Origin of the sequence: Mesorhizobium sp. 113-1-2, from assembly GCF_016756475.1 — a bacterium.
Taxonomy (GTDB): Bacteria; Pseudomonadota; Alphaproteobacteria; order Rhizobiales; family Rhizobiaceae; genus Mesorhizobium; species Mesorhizobium loti_C.
Genome location: NZ_AP023242.1, coordinates 4,261,877 through 4,285,294 on the forward strand (window position 1 = coordinate 4,261,877; position 23,418 = coordinate 4,285,294).

A 23,418-nucleotide genomic window follows, 5' to 3' on the forward strand; every position below is an offset into this window, starting at 1 on the left:
TGCCCGGCCGCGCAGTTGCATTGACAACTTTACCGACTATATTCCGGCCAAATTTCAAGGGGCCGCCAAACTCCGCAGGACGGTTGGCGGCTGTTTTCAAAATTCAGGAGTACTCTCGATGTTCGTGACACCGGCATACGCCCAAGGCATCGGCGGCGCCTCTCCCGATATGCTCATCAGCATTTTGCCGTTTGTCCTGATTTTCGTGATCATGTATTTTCTGATCATCCGCCCGCAGCGCACGCAGCTGAAGAAGCGCGGCGAGATGCTGGCGGCGGTCCGTCGCGGCGACACGGTCGTCACCGGCGGCGGTTTCGTCGGCAAGGTGACGAAGGTGATCGACGACAATGAGCTCGAGATCGACCTTGGTGGTGGCACCAAGGTAACGGCGCTGCGCTCGACCATTGCCGATGTGCGCGTCAAGGGCGAACCGGTCGCCAACCAGAACGCCAAGAAGTAACCCAATTTCAGGCGGAGCGATCCGCGGACACGCTCTGACGGACGACGCCATATGCTGTATTTTTCGCGCTTCAAGATGATCCTGATCTGGGTGGCTGTTGCCATCACAGTGATCCTCGCCGCGCCCAATCTGTTCCCCGCCAGCACGTTGGCCCAGCTGCCGAGCTGGGTGCCCAAGCGGCAGATGACGCTCGGCCTCGATCTTCAGGGCGGTTCGCACATTCTGCTGGAGATGAACCAGAACGATCTGATCAAGGATCGGCTGGAGACGACGCGCGACGAAATCCGCACGCTGCTACGTGACGCCAAGATCGGCTATACCGGCCTTGGCGGCACCGGGCGGACCTTGCAGGTTCGCATCACTGATCCGGCCCAGATCGATGCCGCAAAGACGGCGTTGAAGACCCTGACCGATCCTGTTGCTGCCGGCCTGTTCACCGGCGGCTCCATCCAGGAAATGTCGCTCGACGATTCCGAGCCTGGCCTGCTCAAGTTCACCGTTACCGACGCTGGCATCAAATACCGCACATCGACCGCATTGGCGCAGTCGATCGAAGTGGTCGAGCGCCGCGTCAACGAACTCGGCACCACCGAGCCTATCGTGCAGCGGCAGGGCGACGACCGCATCCTTGTCCAGGTGCCAGGCTTGCAGGATCCGCAGCGACTGAAGGAAATCCTCGGCCAGACCGCCAAGCTGACCTTCCAGATGGTCGATCAGTCGATGCCGGTGCAGGACGCGCTCAAGGGGCGCCCGCCCGCGGGCTCCTCGGTGCTCTATTCGCAGGACGATCCGCCGGTTCCGTATCTGATCGAAAACCGCGTCATCGTTTCGGGCGAAAACCTGGTCGACGCCCAGGCGACGTACAATTCGCAGAACAACGAACCGGTGGTCTCATTCCGCTTCGATTCGAAGGGCGCTGCCCGCTTCGGCCAGGCGACCTCGCAGAATGTTGGCAAGCTGTTCGCCATCATCCTCGACAACCAGGTGATCTCGGCGCCGCAGATCCGTGAACCGATCCTCGGCGGCACCGGCCAGATATCAGGCAATTTCACCGCCCAGAGCGCCAACGATCTGGCTGTGCTTTTGCGTGCCGGTGCGCTGCCGGCGACATTGACGGTTATCGAAGAGCGCACTGTCGGTCCGGGCCTTGGCCAGGATTCGATCCATGCCGGCAAGGTCGCCGGCATTATCGGCTCGATCCTTGTCGTTGCCTTCATGTTCGTCGCTTACGGCTTCCTCGGTTTCCTCGCTAACATCGCGCTGGCGGTGCACGTGGCGATGATCGTCGGTGTGCTTTCGCTGCTTGGGGCGACGCTGACCTTGCCTGGTATTGCCGGTATCGTGCTGACCATCGGCATGGCGGTCGATTCCAACGTGCTGATCTACGAGCGTATACGCGAGGAGCGACGCGCCGGCCGCTCGGTGATCCAGGCGATCGACACCGGCTTCTCGAAGGCGCTGGCGACGATCGTCGATTCCAACGTCACGTCGCTGATCGCCACCGTGGTGCTGTTCTACCTAGGCACCGGCCCAGTCAAGGGCTTTGCCATCACCTACGCCATCGGCATCCTGACCACGGTCTTCACCGCTTTCACCTTCACGCGCCTGCTGGTGTCGATCTGGCTGCGCCGTGCCCGCCCGAAGGAATTGCCGAAGGCGCCGGTGACCTTCATTCCGCCGGGTACCAAGATCCCCTTCATGGGCATTCGCCGCTGGACGTTCGCACTGTCGAGCTTCCTGTCGGTGCTGTCCGTGGTTCTGTTCATGACCGTCGACATCAACTACGGCATCGACTTCAAGGGCGGCTCGATGATCGAAGTGAAGGCCAAGAGCGGCGATGCCAATATCGGCGATATCCGCAGCCGATTGATGGAGCTCAACATCGGCGAAGTGCAGGTGCAGCAGTTCGGCGCGCCGAATGACGTGCTGATCCGCGTCGGCACGCAGGATGGCGGCGAAAATGCCGAGCAGACGGTCATCGACAAGGTGCGCGGCGAGTTGCAGGACCAATATGATTTCCGCCGCGTCGAAGTGGTGGGGCCGACGGTTTCCGGTGAACTGGCCAAGCAAGGCACCATCGCCATGCTGGTCGCGTTGGTCGGCATCCTGGTCTATGTCTGGTTCCGTTTCGAGTGGCAGTTCGCGGTCGGCGCCATCGTGGCGACGGTGCACGATGTGGTCATGACGCTCGGCTTCTTCGTCATTACCGGGCTTGAATTCAACCAGTCATCGCTGGCGGCGATCCTGACCATTATCGGCTATTCGCTGAACGATACGATCGTGGTCTATGACCGCGTCCGCGAGGATCTGCGAAAATACAAGCGAATGCCGCTGCCGCAGCTGTTGAACAACGCCATTAACGAGACGCTGTCGCGAACGACGCTCACCTCGGTGACGACGATCCTGGCCTTGCTGGCATTGGTGCTGTTCGGCGGCGAAGTCATCCGCTCCTTCACCATGGCGATGCTGTTCGGCGTCGTGTTCGGCACCTATTCGTCGATCTTCATCGCCGCACCGCTGCTGATCCTGTTCAAGCTGCGGCCGCAGGCTTCGGCCGATGAGGAGAAGCCGGTTGGCGGCGGCAAGGCGGTCGCGACCTGACGCGCGGCCCCGAAGGGGTGACAAAGTGGTGACCGGCAAAGGCATCGTCATCCGCGAGGCGCATTTCCCCGGCCGCGCGCCGATCGAGGCCTATGGCAATGGCGGGTTCCGCTTTGCCGACATGTCGCATCGCGGTTCGCTGCTGTGCCTGCCCACAGGCATCCATGGCTGGGAGCCGGCGGACGCTACAGCGCTGACGGTGGCGGATTTCGAAAGACTTCTTGCCGAGGCCGACAAGGTCGAGATCCTGCTGGTCGGCATGGGCAAGGATTTGCGGCCATTGCCGGCGGCGCTGCGGGCGGCGTTGAAGGAGGCGGGTATTGCCTCCGATCCGATGTCGACGGGAGCTGCGGTGCGGACCTACAATGTGCTTCTGGCGGAAGACCGCGCCGTGGCTGCCGCGCTCATCGCCGTCGATTGATATGTCGCAAAATGCCAAAATCGTCATGGACGCGGTGCGCGCCGCCGACCATGATCGCTATCTCGCGGCGCTTTATGCGCCGACCGACAAGCGCGATGCGCTGTTTTCGCTCTACGCTTTCAACGCCGAAATCGCCGGCATCCGCGATCGCATCCATGAAGCGTTGCCGGGCGAGGTGCGGCTGCAATGGTGGCGCGACCTCATCGCCACCGACAATGAGGATGCAGCCATCGGCCATCCCGTCGCCGACGCACTGAAGGCGACAATTTCTGCTCACCACCTGCCCAAGCTGGCCTTCGACAACATGCTCGAAGCGCGCATCTTCGATCTCTATGATGATCCGATGCCGTCGCGTACCGACCTGGAAGGCTATTGCGGCGAGACGGCTGCCGCGCTCATCCAGCTTGTGGCGATGGTGCTCGATCCCGTCGAGGCGCCAAGGTTTGCCGAACTGGCGGGCAGGGCGGGCTGTGCGCAGGCGATGACCGGCCTCTTGCTGCTGTTGCCGCTGCACCGCAAGCGCGGGCAATGTTTTATCCCGGCCGACATACTGGCGGCGGCGGGGTCGTCGCCAGAAGAGTTTGTTGCCGGCGATGGCGGGCCTGGAGCGCGGCGCGCGGTGGCGGCGATGACAGCGCTGGCACGCGAACATCTTGCTACCTTCGAGCGGGGCGCCGCAGCCCTGCCAGTGGCCTTGCGTCCGGCATTCCTGCCGCTGGCGCTGTCGCGCGCCTATCTCGACAAGATGGAAGGCTCGCATCGTTCGCCGCTCGACGGCGTCGTGCGGCTGTCTGCCTTGCGCCGGCATTGGCTGCTGCTGCGTCGGGCGAGCAAGGGCTGGCCCGGCACTTTGACGTAAACGTCAATCGTGCTAAGGATTCGGCCGTGCCGGGAACTGTCGCCGGAGATGACAGGCCGGCCCGGAGGAAATCCATGAGCTTGCCCGTTCTGGTCGCGATCGTCGTCCTTGGCATTACGCTGTCGGTTGCCGCCGTGCATTTCACCGGCGGCAGCAAGACGGCAACGCTGGCCAACACGGATCAGGCGGTTCGCCGTTTCGCCGAGGATTTTCCGGATGAATTGGCGGGAGCAATCCACCTGACGGCGGATGCCAAGACGGCATTCCTGGAGCTTGGACGAGGGCGCATCGGCATCGTTCACAGCATTGGCGACTGCTTTTTGACCCGCATCGTCACGGCTGCCGACGTCTCGGTGTCCAATTCCGACGAGACCAACACAATTCTGGTCCGGCTGACGGACTTCACCTGGAAGGGCGGCCGCTTCCGCTTCGCCAATGCCGGCGATGCGCAGGCATTGCTGAATGCTCTTGAAGCACGCCAGTCAGATGCCACCAGGGAGGCCGCGTGATGGACAGCTATGATTTTCCGCAGGTCACCCAGCTGGCCATTCCGTTTTTTGTCGCGGCCATCCTGATCGAGCTCTGGCTGGTGCGCACCGGCCGCGCCAAAGGCTCGTTCGAGACGCGCGACACGCTGACCAGCCTGATGATGGGCACCGGCAATGTCGTCGCCGGCCTGCTGCTCGGCGTCGTGTCCTACTGGGCGCTGCTGTGGCTGTGGCAGTTCCGTTTCTTCAATCTCGGCCTGTCGGTCTGGGTGTTCCTGGCCGCCTTCCTGCTCGATGATTTGCGCTACTATGTCTATCACCGCATCGCGCACCGGGTGCGCTGGGTGTGGGCCGAGCACGTCAACCATCACTCCAGCCAGCACTACAATCTGTCGACCGCGCTCAGGCAAAGCTGGACTGGGCTGTTCACCTTCATGTTCGTGCTGCAGGCGCCGCTGGTGCTGCTCGGCTTCCATCCGGCGGTGATTGCCTTCACTTTCGGCTTCAACCTGGTCTGGCAGTTCTGGATCCACACCGAGACGATCGGCAAGATGTGGGGCTGGTTCGAGTTCGTCTTCAACACGCCCTCGCACCACCGCGTCCACCACGCCACCAATCCGCGCTATCTCGACGCCAACTATGCCGGCACGCTGATCATCTGGGACCGCATGTTCGGCACATTCGTGCCGGAGCTGGAGGAGGATCGGCCGCGCTACGGCATCGTTAGGAATCTCGGCACTTTCAACCCGCTGAAAGTGGCGTTCCACGAATGGATCGGCATGTTCAGGGATGCGTTTGCGCCGGGTCTTACGCTCCGCGATCGTCTGAACTACCTGATCAAGCCGCCAGGCTGGAGCCATGACCGCTCACGCGATACGTCGGAGAGCCTGAAGGCGGCTTATGTCAGGCGAAATCCCGGCGAAGCAGGCAAGCCGGGGCTGCCGGCTGTGAGTGCAGAGCCGGCGGAGTAGCTCATCTATCGTGATCCGCCAGGTTCAGAATCACCGCCGATACGTTGACCCGTCCCGAGGTAGCGTCCAGATTCACCACCCATGGCGTCCGTGAAACTGCCCTCCAGCTCGACCATTGCATCGACAACTGCCGGGGCCTCCGGAGCTGTCTCTCGTTCAAATCGCGCGTTGACGTACACACCGTGAGGATGTGACGGATCAAGGCGGGCTTGGATGGTCCAGTAGGGCGACAGCGAATAGAGCGTCTTCATGAAATCGACGAGGAATCGGTCGTTGTACGGGCCGTTTAGACGCTGCAGGGCGACGATCCTTTGCAAGCTTCGATCGCGGTCCTCGTCGTAGTCTTCGTTTTCAAGCAGCCAGCCCTTGCCCCCGTGGGGCTTGCCGATCAGCGCTTCAAGCGCCGGTATATGGATCTCGCGCAACTTCCGCTTGTTGTTGCAGCGGATGTAGATGCTCCAGTATATCTCGTAGTCGCCAGCGAACGGTTCCTTGTTCTCCCGCAAGCCGGGTGGCAGAAGCTGGGGGATCGTGCGGAATCCGGATCCAGGCACGCGGCTATTCCGCAGCTTGCGCCTGCGCCGGCAGCCCCAGCCATTGCCTGCAATCAGCCTGCGCGCGCGAGGTGATGGCGTGGCGCTTGGCGACCGTCTTGTCCTTGCCGCGCAGGCGCTTGCCTTCGATCTTCACCGCTTCCACGGGTGGGAACAGGCCGAAATTGACGTTCATCGGCTGGAAGGAGTGCTTCCCCGGCTCGTCATCGGAAACGATATGGCCGCCGGTGATATGGTTGAGCAGCGCGCCGAAGGCCGTGGTGAGCGGTGGCAGCGACGGCGCCTGGCCAAGCCGCTCGGCGGCGGCGAAGCGGCCAGCGAGCAGGCCGATGGCGGCGCTTTCGACATAGCCTTCGCAACCGGTGATCTGGCCGGCAAAGCGCAGGCCGGCGCGCGACTTCAACTGCAGCGAGGCGTCGAGCAAGGTCGGCGAATTGATGTAGGTGTTGCGGTGCAGGCCGCCGAGGCGGGCGAAATCGGCGTTTTCCAGGCCAGGAATGGTGCGGAATACCCGCACCTGCTCGGCATGCTTCAGCTTGGTCTGGAAGCCGACCATGTTGTAGAGCGTGCCCAGCGCATTGTCCTGCCGCAGCTGCACGACAGCATAGGCTTTCACCATCGGATTGTGCGCATTGGTCAGCCCCATCGGCTTCATCGGCCCATAGCGCAGCGTCTCGACGCCGCGTTCGGCCATGATCTCGATCGGCAGGCAGCCGTCGAAATAGGGCGTGCCTTCCCATTGCTTGAACTCGGTCTTCTGGCCGTCGATCAGCGCCTGCACGAAGGCAAGGTACTGCTCCTTGTCCATCGGGCAGTTGATGTAGTCCTTGCCGGTGCCGCCGGGCCCGACCTTGTCGTAGCGTGACTGGAACCAGCAGGTGTCCATGTCGATCGTGTCGAAATGGATGATCGGGGCGATGGCGTCGAAGAAGGCCAGCGCATCGGCGCCGGTCGCTTCGGCGATCGACTGGGCTAGGGATGGCGCGGTCAGCGGCCCGGTGGCGATGATCGCCTGGTCCCAATCCGCCGGCGGCAGGCCGGGAACTTCTTCGCGCTGGATGCTGATCAGCGGATGCGCTTCGAGCTTTTTCGTCACGGCGTCGGAGAAACCGTCGCGGTCGACGGCCAGCGCGCCGCCGGCCGGCACCTGGTTGGCGTCGCCGGCGCTCATGATCAAGGAGCCGGCCAGCCGCATTTCGGCGTGTAGCAGGCCGACCGCGTTGTTCTCGGCGTCGTCGGAGCGGAAGGAGTTGGAACAGACGAGTTCGGCCAGGCCATCGGTCTTGTGCGCGTCCGTGCCGCGAACCGGGCGCATTTCATGCAGCACCACGGGAACGCCGGCTTGCGCCGCCTGCCATGCGGCCTCAGAACCGGCGAGACCGCCGCCGATGATATGGATGGGATTTTTGCTCATGAGCGCCGGAATAATCGCTTGGGGCAGCGATTGCAATTGCCGTGCTTGGTGCGGGCAAACCGCGGAGGGCGAAACCAGGCGCTGAATACAACAACACCCGCCGGGGGAGGAGGTCCGGCGGGTGTCGTTTTGGGGGTCGATCCTCGGGAGGAGGTGAAGATCGACCGTATTCGTCATCGCCGGGGAGGAGGTCGGCTTTGACGAAATCTCTTTTGCTATCTTTTGAAAGGGGCAAAACCCTTTTGGAGCAAAATTCGTTTTGCCCCGGAGAAACAACGCCCGCCGCGGGAGGAGGTGCGGCGGGCGCCGTTTGGTTGGCCAACCCTCGGGAGGAGGTGAAGGTCGGGCCTATTCGTCATTGCCGGGGAGGAGGTCGGCTTTGACGAAATCTCTTTCGCGTTTTGAAAAGGGGCGAAACCCTTTGGAGCATTTCATTTTGCTCCGGGGAACAGCGCCCGCCGCGGGAGGAGGTGCGGCGGGCGCCGTTTTGGTGGTCAACCCTCGGGAGGAGGATAAGGGCTGACCGTTCACTGGAGGTCGGGGAGGAGGTCGACCCCAGCGAAATTCCGTTAGATCGCCCGGCGGGCGATGATCTTGATTTCGTCGCGGACGATACCGAGATCATGCAGCTGGCGGTTCGAAAGGCGACCCAGCTCGGTAACCGTCTCGCGATAAACGCGCCAGTTACGATAGTTGCGGATCAGGTTCATTGTCGTTCTCTTTTCAGAAACTTGTTCGGACCATTCGCGGTCCGAAGAATTAGACCGCCTTGCGAGCGACGTAAGGAATGTCGCTGCGGCTGATGCCGAGGTCGGTCAGTTCACGGTTGCTCAGGCGGCTCAGCTCGGACACGGTGTCCCTGTAGCGGCGCCAGTTGCGGTAGTTGCGGATCAGGTTCATGGTAGTTCTCGTTTCGTCTTTCTTGCGGATCATTCCGTTTGTGTACGAACCATAAGTAGGCGGGCTCATATCGATTTAAAAGCGCTATGGCTGCATGGCAGCAATGCAAATTGTGCAATGCAACATTAACGCGCCTTCACGGACCTGACACAAAGAAGCCAGAATCGGAAAGTGCCGTGACGTCAACGGTTTGGCTGGTTCGGCTGAAAAAACGACCTAGCGGGGGAGGCAGGACATGGCGGGCTACTCGACACGGGTCAGGTCCGATATCGCGCGGTGGCTTCAGGCAGGCCTGATCGATGCCGCGACAGCCGATGCCCTGACGCGTGATGTCGAGGCCAATGCGCGCAAATCACTCAGCTTCGGTTCGATCCTGGCGATGATGGCGGCGCTGCTGTTTGGCGCCGCCATCCTGATTTTCGTCGCCGCCAACTGGGACGCCATTCCGCGGCTGGCACGGGTCGCGGCGCTCTTTGCCATCATCCTTGGCGGCTATGTCGGCGGCGCGGTGCTGAAGACGCGCGACCATGCGGCGATCGGCGAAGCGCTGTGGATCGTGGCTGCCGCTGCCTTCGGCGGTTCGATCGCGCTGATCGGCCAGATGTATCATTTGTCCGGCGACGAAGCGTCCGCGCTGGTCACCTGGGGCGCCGGTACGGCGCTGGCGGCGGTTGCCTTGCGATCGAACCCGCTGACCGTCGCCTCGGTCGGCATCGCCGATGCCTGGCTGTTCCTGAAGGGGTTCGACTATTACAGCCGCAGCACCTTTCCGCATGCCTTCGTCGTCATGGCGCTCGTGCTGTTCGCCGTCTCGTTCTGGACCCGCAGCCCGGCCGCGCGGCATCTGATTATCCTGTCGCTGCTCTTCTATCTCGTTCTGCTGGCCGGAAATCACGCGACGCTGCCGGTGGCGATCCCTCTGGTCATTGCCTCTGCCGCGCTTTTCGCGGCTGCCGTCTTTGCACCGGAACCGGTCGACAGGATCGTGCAGCTTGGCGGCCATTTGCCCCTGCACGCACTGTTCGGCTTCCTCACCGGGCTGGCCATCATCCAGTTCGAACTGGCCGACGAAAGCACCTACAACAGCGGTTTCGCCATCGCCTCGGTCACAGCACTGGCCGGCATCGTGGCCGCCATCGTGCTGGCTGGGCGTGAAAGCCGCGGGTTGCGCTGGCTTGCCTATCTCGGCTTCGCCTTCGAACTCGCCATGATCTATGTCGTGACCCTGCAGTCGATGCTCGACACGGCCGGCTTCTTCCTTGCCGCCGCGGTGCTGCTCGGCATCCTGGCGATCATCATCATCCGCGTCGAAAAACGCATGAAGGGTCCGGCCACGGGGGGAGCCACCGCATGATGACCGGAAAGAGGCTTGTTATCTCGGCGCTGGTGCTGGCGCTCGTCCAGATAGGGTTCCTGAGCTGGATCATCGCGGGCCGGGCAGCGATCCTGCGCAACGGCAAGGAAGTCCTGCTGAAGATCGAACCCGTCGACCCACGGGACCTGTTACGCGGCGACTATATCATCCTCGGCTACGATATCTCGCGCATACCGGTGAAGATGATCGCCAACATCCCCGCCGGCCAGTTCTCCAGCGACGACACCTCGATTGTCGTCAGGCTGAAGAAGGGCGCCGACGGCTATTGGATGCCGATCACCGCCTGGTTCGGCAAGGCGCCGACGCAGGCCGCTGCGGATGAGGCCGATATTGCAGGCCATGTCGCGGCGGGCTGGGATCTGCGCAGCGAGGGCATGACGATCGCGCCCGACTACGGCATCGAACGCTTCTACCTGCCGGAAGGCCAGGGGATGGCGATCCAGGACGACATGAGGGTGCGCCCGTTCGGGATAAAGCTTGCCCTTGCCAGCGACGGCGCCGCGCAGATCAAGGCGCTGGTCGACGGCGACAAAACGCTGTTCGAGGAGCCGCTGTACTAGGCTGCATACTCATGATCGGCGCGCTGGCGCTAGGGCGTCGCCCTGGAAGAGTTCGCGCGGGGCCATGCCGCTGATCGCCACGCGCACCGCCGCTGTCGCCCTATGTGCCAGTGACGCGGTGATCGCCAGTGCCGATTTCAGTCGAACGAAGCAGGAGATTGTTCAGTGTCACTCGAACTCATCAACCCCGAGGATCTGCCAGTTCCGGAGATGTACACGCAAATTGTCGTCGCGACGGGAACCAAGCTGGTGTTCGTCTCAGGTCAGCAGCCCGAAGACATACACGGCAAGCTCGTTGGGCATGGTGATTTTGCGGCGCAAACCCGCCTGGCATTCGGCAATCTCGGCCGGGCGCTCAATGCGGCAGGTGCACGGCCTGAGCAGGTTTGCAAGATCACGATCTACATTGTCGATTACAGGCGCGATGAACACGTTCCGATCATCGAAGAGGCGCAGATCTCGCTGTTTGGAGATCACAAACCAGCCAATGTGGTGGTCGGGGTGGCGATAATGTCCCCAGGCTACCTCATAGAGGTTGACGCGATAGCGGTCATTTGACGAGGCCACCAGAAGCTAGCGTCGAGGACACCTTTACATCTAACGATTTCGGGTGGCCTGCCACCCGAAGCTCGCAGAGCGAAGGGTGGTGCGGATGAAGGGACTCGAACCCCCACGCCTTTCGGCACTGGAACCTAAATCCAGGGCGTCTACCAGTTCCGCCACATCCGCATCGTCCGGCAATCCCATGTAGCCATCATTCTGTCAATGTCACAGACAAGATGTGCGGTGGGAGCCGAAATGTTGGTTATTCGCCTAAGCGCGAAGACTGTTGAAAATTAGGCTCGCCTGTGACAAAAGGCGTGTCAAATGTGACGGGACGCGACGATCCGCTTCTACAGAATGTGATAAGAAGTAGGAAAAACAAGAACTTATTCACATTTTGGAACGCAGTTTGGGAGAGTTTGAGCCGTAATTTCGGTCAAATCGCCAGGTTCCGTACCAAAAGCCATTCCCGGCAAGATTATACCGGCAGGCTGTAAACGGCAGAGGCCGTGGCAGTCTCATTGGTGAAAACAAAGGTTTTACGATGCAGGTCACCGAAACGCTCAACTCCGGTCTCAAGCGCGAGATCAAGATCACCGTGCCGGCCGGTGACATGGAAGCCAAGCTGATGGCGCGGCTGTCGGACGCCCGCAACAAGGTTCGCATCAACGGCTTCCGGCCGGGCAAGGTGCCGGTGCAGCACCTGCGCAAGGTCTATGGCAAGTCGTTCATGGCCGAAGTGGTCAATGAGATCCTCAACGATTCGACCCGCTCGATCATCACGGGCCGCGGCGAAAAGGCCGCCATGCAGCCCGAAGTCATCATGACCGAGGACGAGAAGGAGGCCGAGAAGATCCTGGCCGGTGGCACCGACTTCGAGTTCCGCCTCAACTACGAGATCATTCCGGCGATCGAGATCAAGGATTTCTCCGACATCAAGGTGACGCGCCAGGTGTTCGACGTCCCGGATGCCGAGATCGACGACCAGGTCAAGCGCGTCGCCGAATCCGCACGCAGCTACGAGCCGAAGACCGGCAAGGCCGCCGAAGGCGACCGCGTCAGCATCGATTATGTCGGCAAGATCGGCGGCGAGGCCTTTGCCGGCGGTGCCGGCACCGATCAGCCGCTGGTGCTGGGCTCCAAGGAGTTCATCCCGGGTTTCGAGGACCAGCTTATCGGCTCCAAGGCCGGCGACGAAAAGCAGGTCACCGTGACCTTCCCGGAAAACTACCAGGCGGCGCATCTGGCCGGCAAGGAAGCCACCTTCGACGTCACCGTCAAGGAAGTTTCGAAGCCGGGCGAACTGGAAATCAACGACGAGACCGCCAAGAACCTGGGCCTGGAATCGCTGGAGCGCCTGCGTGAGATCGTGCGCGGCCAGATCGAGAACCAGTTCGGCTCGATGACGCGCCAGAAGGTCAAGCGCCAGCTGCTCGACCAACTCGATGCCGCCTATTCGTTCGAAGCGCCGTCGAAGCTCATCGACGCCGAGTTCAACAACATCTGGGCCCAGGTCAACCGTGACCTGGAAGCCGCCGGCCGCACCTTCGCCGATGAGGAGACGACCGAAGAAGAAGCCCGCGCCGAATATCTGCGTCTTGCCGAGCGCCGCGTGCGCCTCGGCCTGGTGCTGGCCGAGATCGGCGAGAAGGCCGGTGTCACCGTATCGGACGAGGAATTGCAGCGCGGCCTGTTCGAGCAGGTTCGTCGCTTCCCGGCCAACCAGCAGCAGGAAGCCTTCGAGTTCTACCGCAGCAACCCCGAGGCGCTGAATGCGCTGCGCGCGCCGATGTTCGAGGAGAAGGTGGTCGATCACCTGCTCGGCCAGATTTCGGTCACCGACGTCAAGGTCAGCAAGGAAGAGCTGATGGCTGACGACGAGGACGCGGAAACCACGACCAAGGCGAAGCCGGCGAAGAAGGCCACGGCCAAGAAGGCTGAAGCCAAGGCGAGCGAAGCCGGTGACGAGGCTGAAGAGCCGAAGAAGAAGGCCGCGCCCAAGAAAAAGGCAGCCAAGGACGCCGAATAAGGTCCCGGGCTTGATGGAATCGACGAAGGCCGCCCTCGGGGCGGCCTTTTTCGTTGCGAAACTGCAACAGCCGATTCGCTTCGCGGGAGGCGGCACTTGGCTAAACCAAGCGCTAATCACTATCTGCGCTGTTGCTGCAAACCGTATGGTTCCTGGAGGGGGCGTTGAGCCTATTCTTCGAAACGAGGCGTGCCGTCGCCCTGGCGCTTGTTCTGGTCTTCGCCTGTGATCTCGCGCAAGCCGACGCGCTTGCCGGCGACTGGCGCTTCGGCACGGACGATGACGGCCTTGTCACCGCTTCGCTTCATGGCACCAACAAGCTCATCACGGGTGGCGGTGCCTTGAGCTACAGCCCGGTGCTGACCATCGCCTGCCGGGCGGACGGCGAACCGCGCTGGACCGAATGGCTGCAATTGAATGACGGGGTTTCGGCCAGCCGCAAGATCACCATGTCGGTCACCGTCGACGGCGGCGGCAAGTTCGACGAGATCTGGTCGGTCGGGTCGCGCGGCCGAATGCTGGTGCGCGACGGCGCCGACGGCATCAAGCGCCTTGTTCCCGCAAGCCGGCTGTCGCTTTCCTGGCGGTTCGGATTGTTGTCCGGCCGCGGCCAGGCGGATTTCGACCTTGCCGGGCTCGAAGAGGCGGTCGAGCAGATCGCCGGAACCTGCCGGACCGCTCCTCCATGAGCGCGCCGGGGTTCTAAACCTTCGCAATGCTTGGCTTTTTCTACCCGCCGCCTGGATTCCATGGTATGTAAGTACTGCAATTCCACCGGGGAGAGATATTCTGCCCACGCGCGATCGTCCGAGGCATAAATGGCGATCAGGGAGGAAATGCCATGCGCGCTATAACGTTTTTCGCTGTGGTCTCCGTCACGATCTTCATCGCGCATCCGTCGCGGGCACAGGATGCCGCGGCTGGTGAGAAGGTCTTCACCAAATGCCAAGTCTGCCACATTGCAAACGAGGACAAGAACAAGATCGGTCCATCGCTGCACGGCGTCATCGGCCGCACGGCCGGTACGCATCCGGATTTTATATATTCCGACGCCATGATCGCGGCAGGCAAATCCGGCATCAAATGGGACGAGCCAACGCTGACGACCTACCTTCACGATCCCAAGGCCATGGTCAAAGGCACCAAGATGACGTTTCCCGGCCTCAAGAACGATGCAGACGTGGCCAACGTCATTGCCTATCTGAAAACGTTCTCCAAGTGACCTGGCTCCTCCGCCATTCGCCTAACGCCTTGTTTTGGCGTGATCTTATTGGAATCAAAGGGACAGCGTAGCAAAAACAGGGTTCAGTTTTCGCCCTCGCGGGCGTTCAGTTCGGGATCATGGCCCAGCTTGCCCGCTTCCATCGGTGGTCGCCTGCAATGTCGACTAAGGAAAGCCACCTCGAAGACAACACCGGCGTCCGTCTCTCGGAAGCGATGGCCGCCGATTTCTTCGCGCTGCTAAAGCCGCGCGTCATGGCGCTCTCCATCTTCACCGCTTTCGTCGGCCTGATGGTGGCTCCCGTTGCGATGAATCCGGTCATCGCCGTGATCGCTATCGGGGCGATTGCGATCGGGGCAGGGGCGGCCGGGGCTCTTAACATGTGGTATGATGCGGACATCGACGCGCTGATGTCACGTACGTCAAAGCGGCCGGTTCCGTCCGGCCGTGTCATGCCGGGCGAGGCGCTCGGCTTCGGCCTGGTGCTTGCCGGTCTTTCGGTCATGACGCTCGGCTTGTTGGTTGGATGGCTCGCCGCATCGCTGCTGGCCTTCACCATCTTCTTCTACGTCGTCATCTACACCATGTGGCTGAAACGCTCGACGCCGCAGAACATCGTCATTGGCGGTGCCGCCGGCGCCCTTCCTCCAGTCATCGGCTGGGCGGCGGCCACCGGCGCCGTTGGCGTCGAAAGCTTGGTCCTGTTCCTGATCATCTTCCTGTGGACGCCACCGCACTTCTGGGCGCTGGCGCTGTTCAAGGTCGGCGACTACGCCGCCGCCGGCATTCCAATGATGCCGAATGTGGCCGGCCCGGCTTCGACGAAGAAGCAGATCCTTGCCTATGCGCTGCTTCTGGGGCCGGCCGGCGTGCTGCCTTGGGCCTTCGGATTCGCCAGCATTTACTACGGAATTGTCTCGGCCGTGTTGGGCGTGGGTTTTATTTGGCACGCCTGGAAGGTCCTGGCCGCTGCCGAAAAGGAGTTGAAGCCCGCCAAGGCGCTGTTTGCCTATTCGATCTTCTATCTTTTCGCGATCTTCGCCGCGCTGCTTGCCGACACCGTCATCATGCGCGCGCTGGTTTCAGCCGGCGCTTGAACGGTTGGCAAGTGCCATGCTGCAGACCGCACGCTGATCCGTCACGATGGCAGCGCACAAAATCCCAACAGCAGCAGAATGACTATGCCGAGGCCAAGTATGAGAACCGTCCTTGCGTCCATGATCTTCACCTTCGACCTGGCGCACGGTTGCGAAACCGGATCGATTTCCGCTTCGCTGACCTCCGGCCGGGAGATCATGCGCCAATCAAAAGTGCCTGCAGCGTCCCGGGCGCGCCAAAAAGGGGCGCGCGGCACTGTATGAGAATATCGAAGAAAGACTTCCGGGGCCAGCGTCCCGCCCGCCACCACCAACCCCTTACCAACAAGGCGACAAGTCCCGCACAAGAGAGTATGTTAGGGGCAGTGCAGGTCGCGTTTGCGTGGCCAGCCATGCACATCGGTGGCACCGTGAACCCCCCGACCTTGCCGGACCTGATCTGGAGGAACGGTCATGGCGAGCTTTCACGTGATTGCAGGTGCCAGCGAGACGCTGGAGCATATGAGAATTCGAAAGATCGGTGTTTCCGACCTGTTCGACGCACTCAGGCGTGGCGTCGATGATTTCATGGTCAAGCCCTCGCATATCGTCTTTCTCTGCCTGATCTACCCGCTCGTCGGCGTCGTGCTCGCCGCCTGGACATCGGGCGCCAATGCGCTGCCCTTGCTGTTTCCGCTGGTGTCCGGCTTTGCGCTGATCGGCCCGTTCGCGGCGATCGGCCTCTATGAGATCAGCCGCAGGCGGGAGGCGGGGCTCGATACGTCCTGGCGGCACGCTTTCGAGGTCAGGAATTCCCCGGCTTTGCCGGCGATCGCGGCGGTCGGGATCATGCTGTTTGCGATCTTCATCGCGTGGCTCCTGACTGCGCAAATGTTCTACCAATATCTGTTTGGCCCGGCGCCGCCGGAATCGATATCCGGCTTCATCAATCAGATATTCGCCACCGGGCGCGGCTGGACGCTGATCATCCTCGGGCACGCCATCGGCTTCGTCTTCGCCGTCGTGGTGTTGTGCACGACGGTCGTCGCTTTCCCGCTGCTGCTCGACCGCGATGTGGGCGCCTACGAGGCCATCCACACCTCTGTTCGGGCGGTGATGGCGAATCCGATCACCATGGCTGTCTGGGGATTGATCGTCGCTGTCGCGCTGATCATCGGCTCCGTGCCGGTGTTCGCGGGACTGGCGGTGGTGCTGCCGATCCTCGGTCACGCTACCTGGCATGTCTATCGCAAGGTCGTGGAGCCGCCGGCCTCCGCCAGACCGGCGAACTGAGGACGTTCCAGCCTTTGTCGCGTCGGCGCCGGCGCCGGCGCGACAGGATCAGCTTCAGTAGGCAGCGTGGCTGAAGCGGGCCTGGCGTGCATCCCTGGTCAGGTTGCGGAAGTCCTTGCCGCTTACATGCACCAGCGTCCTGTGGTCGCCGCCCTCGAAATAGATGTCGGCGGCGTCGCCGAGGCTTTCATCGAGGATCACCGGCACATCGTAGGCAGCGCCGATCGGTGGGATGGCGCCGATGTCGCAATCGCCGAAGAGGGAAACCACTTCATCTTCGGAGGCGAGGCCGAGGCGTCTGTCCATGACGTCCTGCAACCTGCCGAGCTCGATCCTGTGCGTGCTTGGAACCACGGCCAGCGCATAGCCAAGTTCGTGGTGAACGACCACTGACTTGGCCATGATGCTGCCGGGCACATGCGCGGCTATTGCCGACTGCCTGCTGGTGGATGTGCGATGGTGCGGGACGGTGTCGTAGGAAATTCCCTTGCCGTCGATAAATTCCCTAAGTCTGTTTGCGATGGTCATTTTTGGCGTCCCTCTTGCTTGAGTTCGCGACGCATGCGGAAACGAGGGCAATTCGTTCCTCCTGTCGTTTCCGGTACCAGGAGAAATGCATCAGCGGCCGCTCGTTTCAAGGCCGCCGACTGGCAAGCGGCGCGGGCGATTTCCGGCCGCGGATGTCGCCGGCCGACCCGGAGTGCCGGTCAGGGGCCAGCGCCGAAAAACGTCATCCGGGTCAAAAGCGTGTAATCGGCCTCGAAGAGCATCATCGCCACGAACACCAGCACCAGTATCGGCGGCAGGATGATCGCATAGGCGAGCGCCAGCCTTTCCCAGGCCATATGCATGAAGACAGCGACAATCAACCCAGCCTTGAGGATCATGAAGATCAGGATCAGCGACCATCTGAGATAGCCGTGCAGGCCGAAATAGTCGACCAGATAGGAGCAGGTGCTGAGGATGAACAGCCACGCCCAGACCACCAGATAGAGCTTGATCGGGTGCTCCTGGTGAACTTCGGCATGGGCGGGCGCCACCGGCGCATCATGTGCGTGAAGTGCGTGTTGCCCGAGGCCGTTTGCGGTTGCTTCAGCCATATCTGCCTCTCACCAAAGATAGAAGAAAGCGAAGATGAACACCCAGACCAGATCGACGAAATGCCAGTACAGCCCCATGATCTCGACGTTCTCGTAGCGGCCCTTGCGGCTGGTGAAGAAGCCGGGCCGCCCGGTGTCATAATCTCCGCGCCAGACCTTGCGCGCCACGATGATCAGGAAGATCACTCCGATCGTCACATGCGTGCCGTGGAAGCCGGTGATCATGAAGAAGCATGAGCCGAATTGCGCCGCACCCCAGGGATTGCCCCAGGGCCGTACCCCTTCGGTGATCAGCTTGGTCCATTCGAAGGCCTGCATGCCGACGAAGGTCGCGCCCAGCGCAGCCGTCAGAAGCATCAGGATCGCGGTTTTGCGGCGGTCGCGGCGATAGCCGAAATTCACCGCCATCGCCATGGTTCCACTGCTCGAGATCAGCACGAAGGTCATGATGGCGATCAGGATCAGGGGAATTTCCTGGCCGCCGATGCGCAGCGCGAAGACCTCGCTCGGATTTGGCCACGGCACGCGCGTGGAGATGCGCGCGGTCATATAGGAGAGCAGGAAGCAGCCGAAGATGAAGGTGTCGCTGAGCAGGAAGATCCACATCATGGCCTTGCCCCAGGACACGTTCTTGAACGCGCGCTGGTCGGAGGCCCAGTCGGCGGCAATGCCATGCCAACCAGTTGGTCTTGGTCCCACTTGGCCGGTATGCGTCACGGTCGTCTCGGCCATCCCTGTCTCCCTAGGTCAGCAGTTGCCGGCAAATATCGATGAACGTCGCAGCCCAGCCGGCCAAAAGAGCGAAAATGGCCAGCCAGACGAAAAGCAGGAAATGCCAGTACATGGCGCAGAGCTCGACGCTGAGGCGCAGCCGCTGCGGCCGCACCCCGTTCCAGGCGCCGGCGGTCGTCCTGCCGAGACCGATCAGACCGCCCAGTATGTGCAGGCCATGCATTCCGGTGATCAGGTAGAAAAAGCTGTTGGCTGGATTGGCGCTCAGCAGGTAGCCGTCTTCGGTTAGTTGCTGCCACGCCACGAGCTGTCCGACCAGGAAGGCGAGCGCGGTCAACCCGGCCGTGGCAAGGCCGAGCCGGACGTTGTCGATCTGGCCTTTGCGCGCGGCGAACACGGCGCATTGCAACGCGACGCTGCTCAGCACCAGCACGCCGGTGTTCAGCCAGAGCAGGCGCGGTAGCGGCAGCGGCTGCCAGTCCGACAGGCCCATGCGCATGAAGTAGGCGCTGGTGAACAGCGAAAACAGGCAGCCGACGACGGCGAGGAAAACGCCGAGGCCGATCTTGGCGGTGGGCAGCGCCGAACGGTCGAAGCCGACAATGTCGCTGGCCAGACCTTGTTCGAGCCATGGCTTCGTTGTTAGCCGCTGGTGCGAAAGCCACCAGCCGGCAAAGCCGGCGATCACGAGCAAGAAGACCAGGATGACACTCATGCCGGCTCCCTGGAGGGGGCGAAGGCGCCCGGCACGTTCTGCGGGATGAAGTCCTCCTTGGCGCCCGGCACGCTGTAGTCGTAGGCCCAGCGGTAGACGATCGGCAGGTCCTTGCCGAAATTGCCATGCGCCGGCGGTGTTTGCGGCGTCTGCCATTCCAGCGTCGTGGCCCGCCATGGGTTGCCGCCGGCCTCGCGGCCATGGCGGATGCTCCAGATCAGATTGAATAGGAAGACCATCTGGGCGAAGCCGACGATGAAGGCCATGATGCTGATGAACGAGTTCAGGTGATGGGCCGACTCCGTCATTATGGTCATGTCGGTCAGTTCGGCATAGCGCCGCGGCACACCCATCAGGCCGAGATAGTGCATGGGGAAGAAAATCAGGTAGGCGCCGAGGAACGTGACCCAGAAATGGAACCGGCCCAGCGTCTCGTTGAGCATGCGACCGGTGACCTTCGGGTACCAATGGTATATCGCGCCGAACACCACGATGATCGGGGCGACACCCATGACCATATGGAAATGGGCGACGACGAACATGGTGTCGGACAGCGGAACATCGACGACGACGTTGCCGAGAAACAGCCCCGTCAGCCCGCCATTGACGAAGGTGACGATGAAGGCCAGCGCGAACAGCATCGGTATGGTGAGATGGATGTCGCCGCGCCACAGGGTCAGCACCCAATTGTATACCTTGATGGCGGTCGGAACGGCGATGATCAATGTCGTGGTGGCGAAGAAAAAGCCGAAATAGGGGTTCATGCCGCTGACATACATGTGGTGCGCCCAGACCACGAAGCTCAGCGCGCCTATGCCGACGATGGCCCAGACCATCATCCGGTAGCCGAAGATGTTCTTGCGCGCATGGGTGCTGATCAGGTCGGATACGATGCCGAAGGCCGGCAGCGCCACGATGTAGACTTCGGGATGGCCGAAGAACCAGAACAGATGCTGGAACAGGATCGGGCTGCCGCCATTGTGCTGCAGTTGCTCGCCCATTTCGGAGATCGCCGGCATGAAGAAGGAGGTGCCGAGCGTGCGGTCAAGCAGCATCATCACGCAGGCGACGAACAGCGCCGGAAAGGCGAGCAGCGCCATGACGGTCGCCGTGAAGATGCCCCAGACCGTCAGTGGCAGGCGCATCATTGTCATGCCGCGCGTGCGGCCCTGCAGCACCGTCACGACATAGTTCAGGCCACCCATGGTGAAGCCGATGATGAACAGGATCAGCGAGGAGAGCATCAGGATGATGCCCCAGTCCTGGCCACCGGGCGTGCCGCTCATGATGGCTTGCGGCGGGTAGAGCGTCCAGCCGGCACCTGTCGGTCCGCCCGGTGCGAAGAAGCTCGACACCAGAACCAGGACGGCGAGCAGATAGATCCAGTAGCTCAGCATGTTGACATAGGGAAAGACCATGTCGCGTGCGCCGACCATCAGCGGGATGAGATAATTGCCGAAGCCGCCGAGGAAGAGCGCGGTGAGCAGGTAGATCACCATGATCATGCCGTGCATGGTGATGAACTGGTAGTAGGCCTCCGGGGTGATGAAGTCGAACGTGCCGGGAAAACCGAGCTGCAGCCGCATCAGCCAGGACAGCACCAGCGCCACAAGGCCGATGGACGTTGCCGTCGCCGAATACTGGATGGCGATGACCTTGGCGTCTTGCGAGAAGACGTATTTCGTCCACCAGCTGTGCGGATGGTAGAGTTCCACTTCCGCGACTTCGGCCGGCGGGATGCCATCTGCAGGGGTGATGTCGACCATAGGAACACCTCCGTGTTCTTTTCAGCGAGACCCGACGGTTTCGAGCTGTGCTGCAACCTTTAAACCCGACGGCATCGTCCTGCCCGGCGTCTGGTCTGCCGAGCCTGTTTTCTGGGGCGCCGACAGTTGCGCGAAAGTCTGCTGCTGGCCGAGCCAGGCCAGGTAGTCCTGTGCGGTGTCGACCATGACCACGCCGTGCATCAGGGGATGGCCCTGGCCACACAGTTCGGCACACAGGACCTGGAAGCTTCCGGTCCTGGTCGGGGTGAACCAGAAATAGGTGACCGAACCCGGGATCATGTCCATCTTGGCGCGGAATTCCGGTATGTAGAAATCGTGCAGCACGTCGATCGAGCGCAGCAGCACCTTGACCGGCTTGCCGACCGGCAGATGCAGGTCCGCCGCTTCGACCACGACATCGTCCTGGCCGTTGGGATCGCCGGGGATAACACCGAGCGGGTTTTCAGCTGATACGTCGCGGGTGTCCGACGTGCCGAGCTTGCCGTCCTTGCCGGGCAAGCGGAAGCTCCACTGCCATTGCTGGCCAATGACCTCGATCTCGGTGGCATCGCTCGGAACGTTGACGAAGCGGCTCCAGACGAACAGGCCAGGCACCAGCAAGGAGGTTACGCCGACCGCGGTGACGATCGTCAGCCACGATTCCAGCCGCTTGTTCTCCGGTTCATAGGCCGCGCGGTTGCCTTCCTTGTGCCGGAAGCGGAACACACAATAGGCCATGAAAAGAACGACGGCGGCGAAGACGGCGCCGGTGATCCAGAACGTGATGATGATGGTGTTGTCGATATAGTCCCAGTTCGAGGCAATCGGCGTCCACCACCATGGGCTCAGGAAGTGGAACAACACCGAGCCCACAACGATCAAAACGAGTACAAGCGCAATGGCCATGTCCCGTTCCTCCGGATATTTCGCGGCGCGCGAAGCAGGCCTGCGAAATACCAGGCCGCATCATGCTCGCTTTCCGGTTGAAATTCCAGAGCCGTCTATTCGATGTGCAAAACGTTGCTTTTCACCGGCCGATGCCTGACGTCGATTTTGGCACGGCGGTACTTCGAGGGTGTATTTCGACGGCCTCGAGCAGGGTGGCGGCCAATAGAGGCAATTGGAAGCGACGCTTAGTTAGAAGGCGGCGCTCGAAACCGTTTTCCCGAAAAGACTTCGAGCGCTCGCGGCTTTTCGCCACCGACAATCCAGTCCGTCAGGTATTTGGTGAAACCAAGGGCGATGGCGAAGCCATGGCCGGTCCAGGCGAACCCATAGATGGTGTTGTGCAAGGCAGCAGGCGTATCGACGATCGGGATGCCGTCGACCGCACAGCTCTCGACGCGGGACGCATCGACCTTCAGGAACGAGGACTCGTCGATGAAGGGCAAGGTCGCGATGGCATCGGTCAGGCCGAGCGCTATCGAGCTGAGCGACCCCTTCCAGCGGCCTTCCGGCGTATAGGCGACACTCTGGCCGCCTGAAAGCATCAACGTGCCATCCTGGATCTGCTTCACCGACAGCTTGCGGTGGGCATGGCCGAGAAGATGATTGATATTCTTGCCGTGCGGGTTGGTGACGAACATCATCTGCGGCATCAAGCTGATCACGGGCATGATTTCCTGCGGCTGGAGAACCGGTTTCAGCAGCGGCAGCACGCCCTTGTTGGCCAGGAGAACGAGTTTCTCGCCAACCGGCACGACTTCGCCGCTCGCCAGTCTCACTCCTGTTGCCCTCCCTTTGTCGTGGAGGATTTCGGTGACGCGCGTGCCGGTGCGCAAGGTCGCTCCGGCCTTGCGGGCCTGTTCGGCGAAGGCCCGCGTGGCAAAGGTGTGATCACACACGCCGTCATTCGGGCAGTAGATCGAACCGATCAGGTCCCCCGACAATTCCGGCTCACGTTCCCGCGTTTCGTCTCGGCTGAGCAGTTGGGAGGGAACGCCAAGCGCGTTCTGTGTCATGGCCATGGCTTCCATGGTGCCGCGCACCTCATGCTCATGAGCGCCGTGGGGGACGTTGAAGAGATGAAGCCCGCCGATCCGGCGATAGCCGACGCCGCCTTCGAATTGTTCCTGATATCTGGCCCAGAGCGGAAAGCTGACCGTCGCCATAGGCAGTTCGCGCAAGTCGCGGCCGTTTGCCCGCACGCCACGTTCGCCGGGGCCGCCCGATGCGCCGCCTGCGATGTCGTCGGCTTCGAGCAGCGTCACGGTCTTGCCGGCCTGCGCCAGTTCATAGGCGAGGCTCGCACCATAGATGCCGCCTCCGACGATCACGATTTCGGACGCGGTGGCCTGTGTGGTCATGCTGTCAGTTCCTTCTCGGATATTTTCGCGTGT

At 61.8% G+C, this 23,418-nt stretch carries 25 protein-coding genes and 1 tRNA gene; 14 read left to right on the plus strand and 12 right to left on the minus strand.

Annotated features, from left to right (window positions below):
• Positions 1-118: 118 nt before the first annotated feature.
• The 6 genes from yajC to JN279_RS20690 all read left to right on the plus strand — a co-directional run bounded on the left by yajC (position 119) and on the right by JN279_RS20690 (position 5,800).
• The gene (gene yajC / locus JN279_RS20665) at positions 119-460 is read left to right on the plus strand and encodes a preprotein translocase subunit YajC (protein WP_027043763.1); all 342 of its coding nucleotides are present in this window, start codon (positions 119-121) and stop codon (positions 458-460) included.
• A 51-nt stretch (positions 461-511) separates the two neighbouring features.
• Positions 512-3,061 carry a protein translocase subunit SecDF gene (secDF, locus tag JN279_RS20670; RefSeq protein ID WP_202350108.1) on the plus strand — a complete coding sequence of 850 codons (2,550 nt, stop codon included), beginning with the start codon at positions 512-514 and terminating at the stop codon, positions 3,059-3,061.
• Positions 3,062-3,086: 25 nt separating this feature from the next.
• Entirely contained in the window at positions 3,087-3,482 is a 396-nt protein-coding gene (locus tag JN279_RS20675) for an Mth938-like domain-containing protein (protein ID WP_202350109.1), read from the plus strand.
• Between the two features lies 1 nt (position 3,483).
• Positions 3,484-4,341, plus strand: a complete 858-nt coding sequence (locus JN279_RS20680; RefSeq protein ID WP_202350110.1) for a phytoene/squalene synthase family protein — start codon at positions 3,484-3,486, stop codon at positions 4,339-4,341.
• A 74-nt stretch (positions 4,342-4,415) separates the two neighbouring features.
• A complete protein-coding gene (locus tag JN279_RS20685) occupies positions 4,416-4,850 on the plus strand; it encodes a hypothetical protein (protein ID WP_202350111.1) in 435 nt (144 codons plus the stop codon).
• Entirely contained in the window at positions 4,850-5,800 is a 951-nt protein-coding gene (locus JN279_RS20690) for a sterol desaturase family protein (protein WP_202350112.1), read from the plus strand. The genes JN279_RS20685 and JN279_RS20690 overlap by 1 nt, the downstream gene beginning before the upstream one ends.
• A gap of 5 nt (positions 5,801-5,805) precedes the next feature.
• Here JN279_RS20690 and JN279_RS20695 read toward each other — a convergent pair whose 3' ends face one another.
• The 4 genes from JN279_RS20695 to JN279_RS20710 form a co-directional block, all read right to left on the minus strand.
• Positions 5,806-6,354 (minus strand): hypothetical protein, encoded by a 549-nt coding sequence (locus JN279_RS20695; RefSeq protein WP_202350113.1) that lies wholly within the window; start codon positions 6,352-6,354, stop codon positions 5,806-5,808.
• 4 nt (positions 6,355-6,358) lie between these two features.
• Complete coding sequence (gene trmFO / locus JN279_RS20700; protein ID WP_202350114.1) at positions 6,359-7,768, minus strand: methylenetetrahydrofolate--tRNA-(uracil(54)-C(5))-methyltransferase (FADH(2)-oxidizing) TrmFO; 1,410 nt, start codon at positions 7,766-7,768, stop codon at positions 6,359-6,361.
• A gap of 569 nt (positions 7,769-8,337) precedes the next feature.
• The gene (locus tag JN279_RS20705) at positions 8,338-8,478 is read right to left on the minus strand and encodes a DUF1127 domain-containing protein (protein WP_019858543.1); all 141 of its coding nucleotides are present in this window, start codon (positions 8,476-8,478) and stop codon (positions 8,338-8,340) included.
• Between the two features lie 49 nt (positions 8,479-8,527).
• Entirely contained in the window at positions 8,528-8,668 is a 141-nt protein-coding gene (locus JN279_RS20710; protein ID WP_013531315.1) for a DUF1127 domain-containing protein, read from the minus strand.
• A gap of 235 nt (positions 8,669-8,903) precedes the next feature.
• Between JN279_RS20710 and JN279_RS20715 the strand changes: the two genes are divergently transcribed.
• From JN279_RS20715 to JN279_RS20725, 3 genes are all read left to right on the plus strand, one after another.
• Entirely contained in the window at positions 8,904-10,022 is a 1,119-nt protein-coding gene (locus JN279_RS20715; protein WP_202350115.1) for a DUF2157 domain-containing protein, read from the plus strand.
• The gene (locus JN279_RS20720) at positions 10,019-10,603 is read left to right on the plus strand and encodes a GDYXXLXY domain-containing protein (RefSeq protein ID WP_202350116.1); all 585 of its coding nucleotides are present in this window, start codon (positions 10,019-10,021) and stop codon (positions 10,601-10,603) included. The genes JN279_RS20715 and JN279_RS20720 overlap by 4 nt, the downstream gene beginning before the upstream one ends.
• Before the next feature lie 165 nt (positions 10,604-10,768).
• Positions 10,769-11,161, plus strand: a complete 393-nt coding sequence (locus JN279_RS20725; RefSeq protein WP_202350117.1) for a RidA family protein — start codon at positions 10,769-10,771, stop codon at positions 11,159-11,161.
• An 86-nt stretch (positions 11,162-11,247) separates the two neighbouring features.
• Here JN279_RS20725 and JN279_RS20730 read toward each other — a convergent pair.
• Positions 11,248-11,332, minus strand: a tRNA-Leu gene (locus JN279_RS20730).
• Positions 11,333-11,690: 358 nt separating this feature from the next.
• Here JN279_RS20730 and tig point away from each other — a divergent pair.
• The 5 genes from tig to JN279_RS20755 all read left to right on the plus strand — a co-directional run bounded on the left by tig (position 11,691) and on the right by JN279_RS20755 (position 16,766).
• Positions 11,691-13,175: a trigger factor gene (gene tig / locus JN279_RS20735; RefSeq protein ID WP_202350118.1), complete on the plus strand. Its 1,485-nt coding sequence runs from the start codon at positions 11,691-11,693 to the stop codon at positions 13,173-13,175.
• 164 nt (positions 13,176-13,339) lie between these two features.
• Entirely contained in the window at positions 13,340-13,864 is a 525-nt protein-coding gene (locus JN279_RS20740) for a hypothetical protein (RefSeq protein ID WP_202350119.1), read from the plus strand.
• Positions 13,865-14,016: 152 nt separating this feature from the next.
• Positions 14,017-14,397, plus strand: a complete 381-nt coding sequence (locus JN279_RS20745) for a c-type cytochrome (RefSeq protein ID WP_202350120.1) — start codon at positions 14,017-14,019, stop codon at positions 14,395-14,397.
• A 158-nt stretch (positions 14,398-14,555) separates the two neighbouring features.
• Entirely contained in the window at positions 14,556-15,494 is a 939-nt protein-coding gene (locus tag JN279_RS20750; protein WP_202350121.1) for a heme o synthase, read from the plus strand.
• A 453-nt stretch (positions 15,495-15,947) separates the two neighbouring features.
• Positions 15,948-16,766, plus strand: coding sequence for a DUF2189 domain-containing protein (locus tag JN279_RS20755; protein WP_096446722.1), 819 nt, complete (start codon positions 15,948-15,950; stop codon positions 16,764-16,766).
• A gap of 54 nt (positions 16,767-16,820) precedes the next feature.
• Here JN279_RS20755 and JN279_RS20760 read toward each other — a convergent pair whose 3' ends face one another.
• The 7 genes from JN279_RS20760 to JN279_RS20790 form a co-directional block, all read right to left on the minus strand.
• A complete protein-coding gene (locus tag JN279_RS20760) occupies positions 16,821-17,294 on the minus strand; it encodes an aminoacyl-tRNA deacylase (protein ID WP_096446720.1) in 474 nt (157 codons plus the stop codon).
• A gap of 179 nt (positions 17,295-17,473) precedes the next feature.
• A complete protein-coding gene (locus JN279_RS20765; RefSeq protein WP_202350122.1) occupies positions 17,474-17,866 on the minus strand; it encodes a cytochrome C oxidase subunit IV family protein in 393 nt (130 codons plus the stop codon).
• 9 nt (positions 17,867-17,875) lie between these two features.
• Positions 17,876-18,598, minus strand: a complete 723-nt coding sequence (locus JN279_RS20770) for a heme-copper oxidase subunit III family protein (protein WP_202350123.1) — start codon at positions 18,596-18,598, stop codon at positions 17,876-17,878.
• A gap of 10 nt (positions 18,599-18,608) precedes the next feature.
• Positions 18,609-19,313: a cytochrome c oxidase subunit 3 gene (locus JN279_RS20775; RefSeq protein WP_202350124.1), complete on the minus strand. Its 705-nt coding sequence runs from the start codon at positions 19,311-19,313 to the stop codon at positions 18,609-18,611.
• The gene (ctaD, locus tag JN279_RS20780) at positions 19,310-21,079 is read right to left on the minus strand and encodes a cytochrome c oxidase subunit I (protein ID WP_202350125.1); all 1,770 of its coding nucleotides are present in this window, start codon (positions 21,077-21,079) and stop codon (positions 19,310-19,312) included. The genes JN279_RS20775 and ctaD overlap by 4 nt, the downstream gene beginning before the upstream one ends.
• Positions 21,080-21,100: 21 nt before the next feature.
• The gene (locus JN279_RS20785; protein WP_096446714.1) at positions 21,101-21,985 is read right to left on the minus strand and encodes a cytochrome c oxidase subunit II; all 885 of its coding nucleotides are present in this window, start codon (positions 21,983-21,985) and stop codon (positions 21,101-21,103) included.
• A gap of 227 nt (positions 21,986-22,212) precedes the next feature.
• Positions 22,213-23,385, minus strand: coding sequence for an NAD(P)/FAD-dependent oxidoreductase (locus JN279_RS20790; protein WP_202350126.1), 1,173 nt, complete (start codon positions 23,383-23,385; stop codon positions 22,213-22,215).
• Between the last annotated feature and the right edge of the window lie 33 nt (positions 23,386-23,418).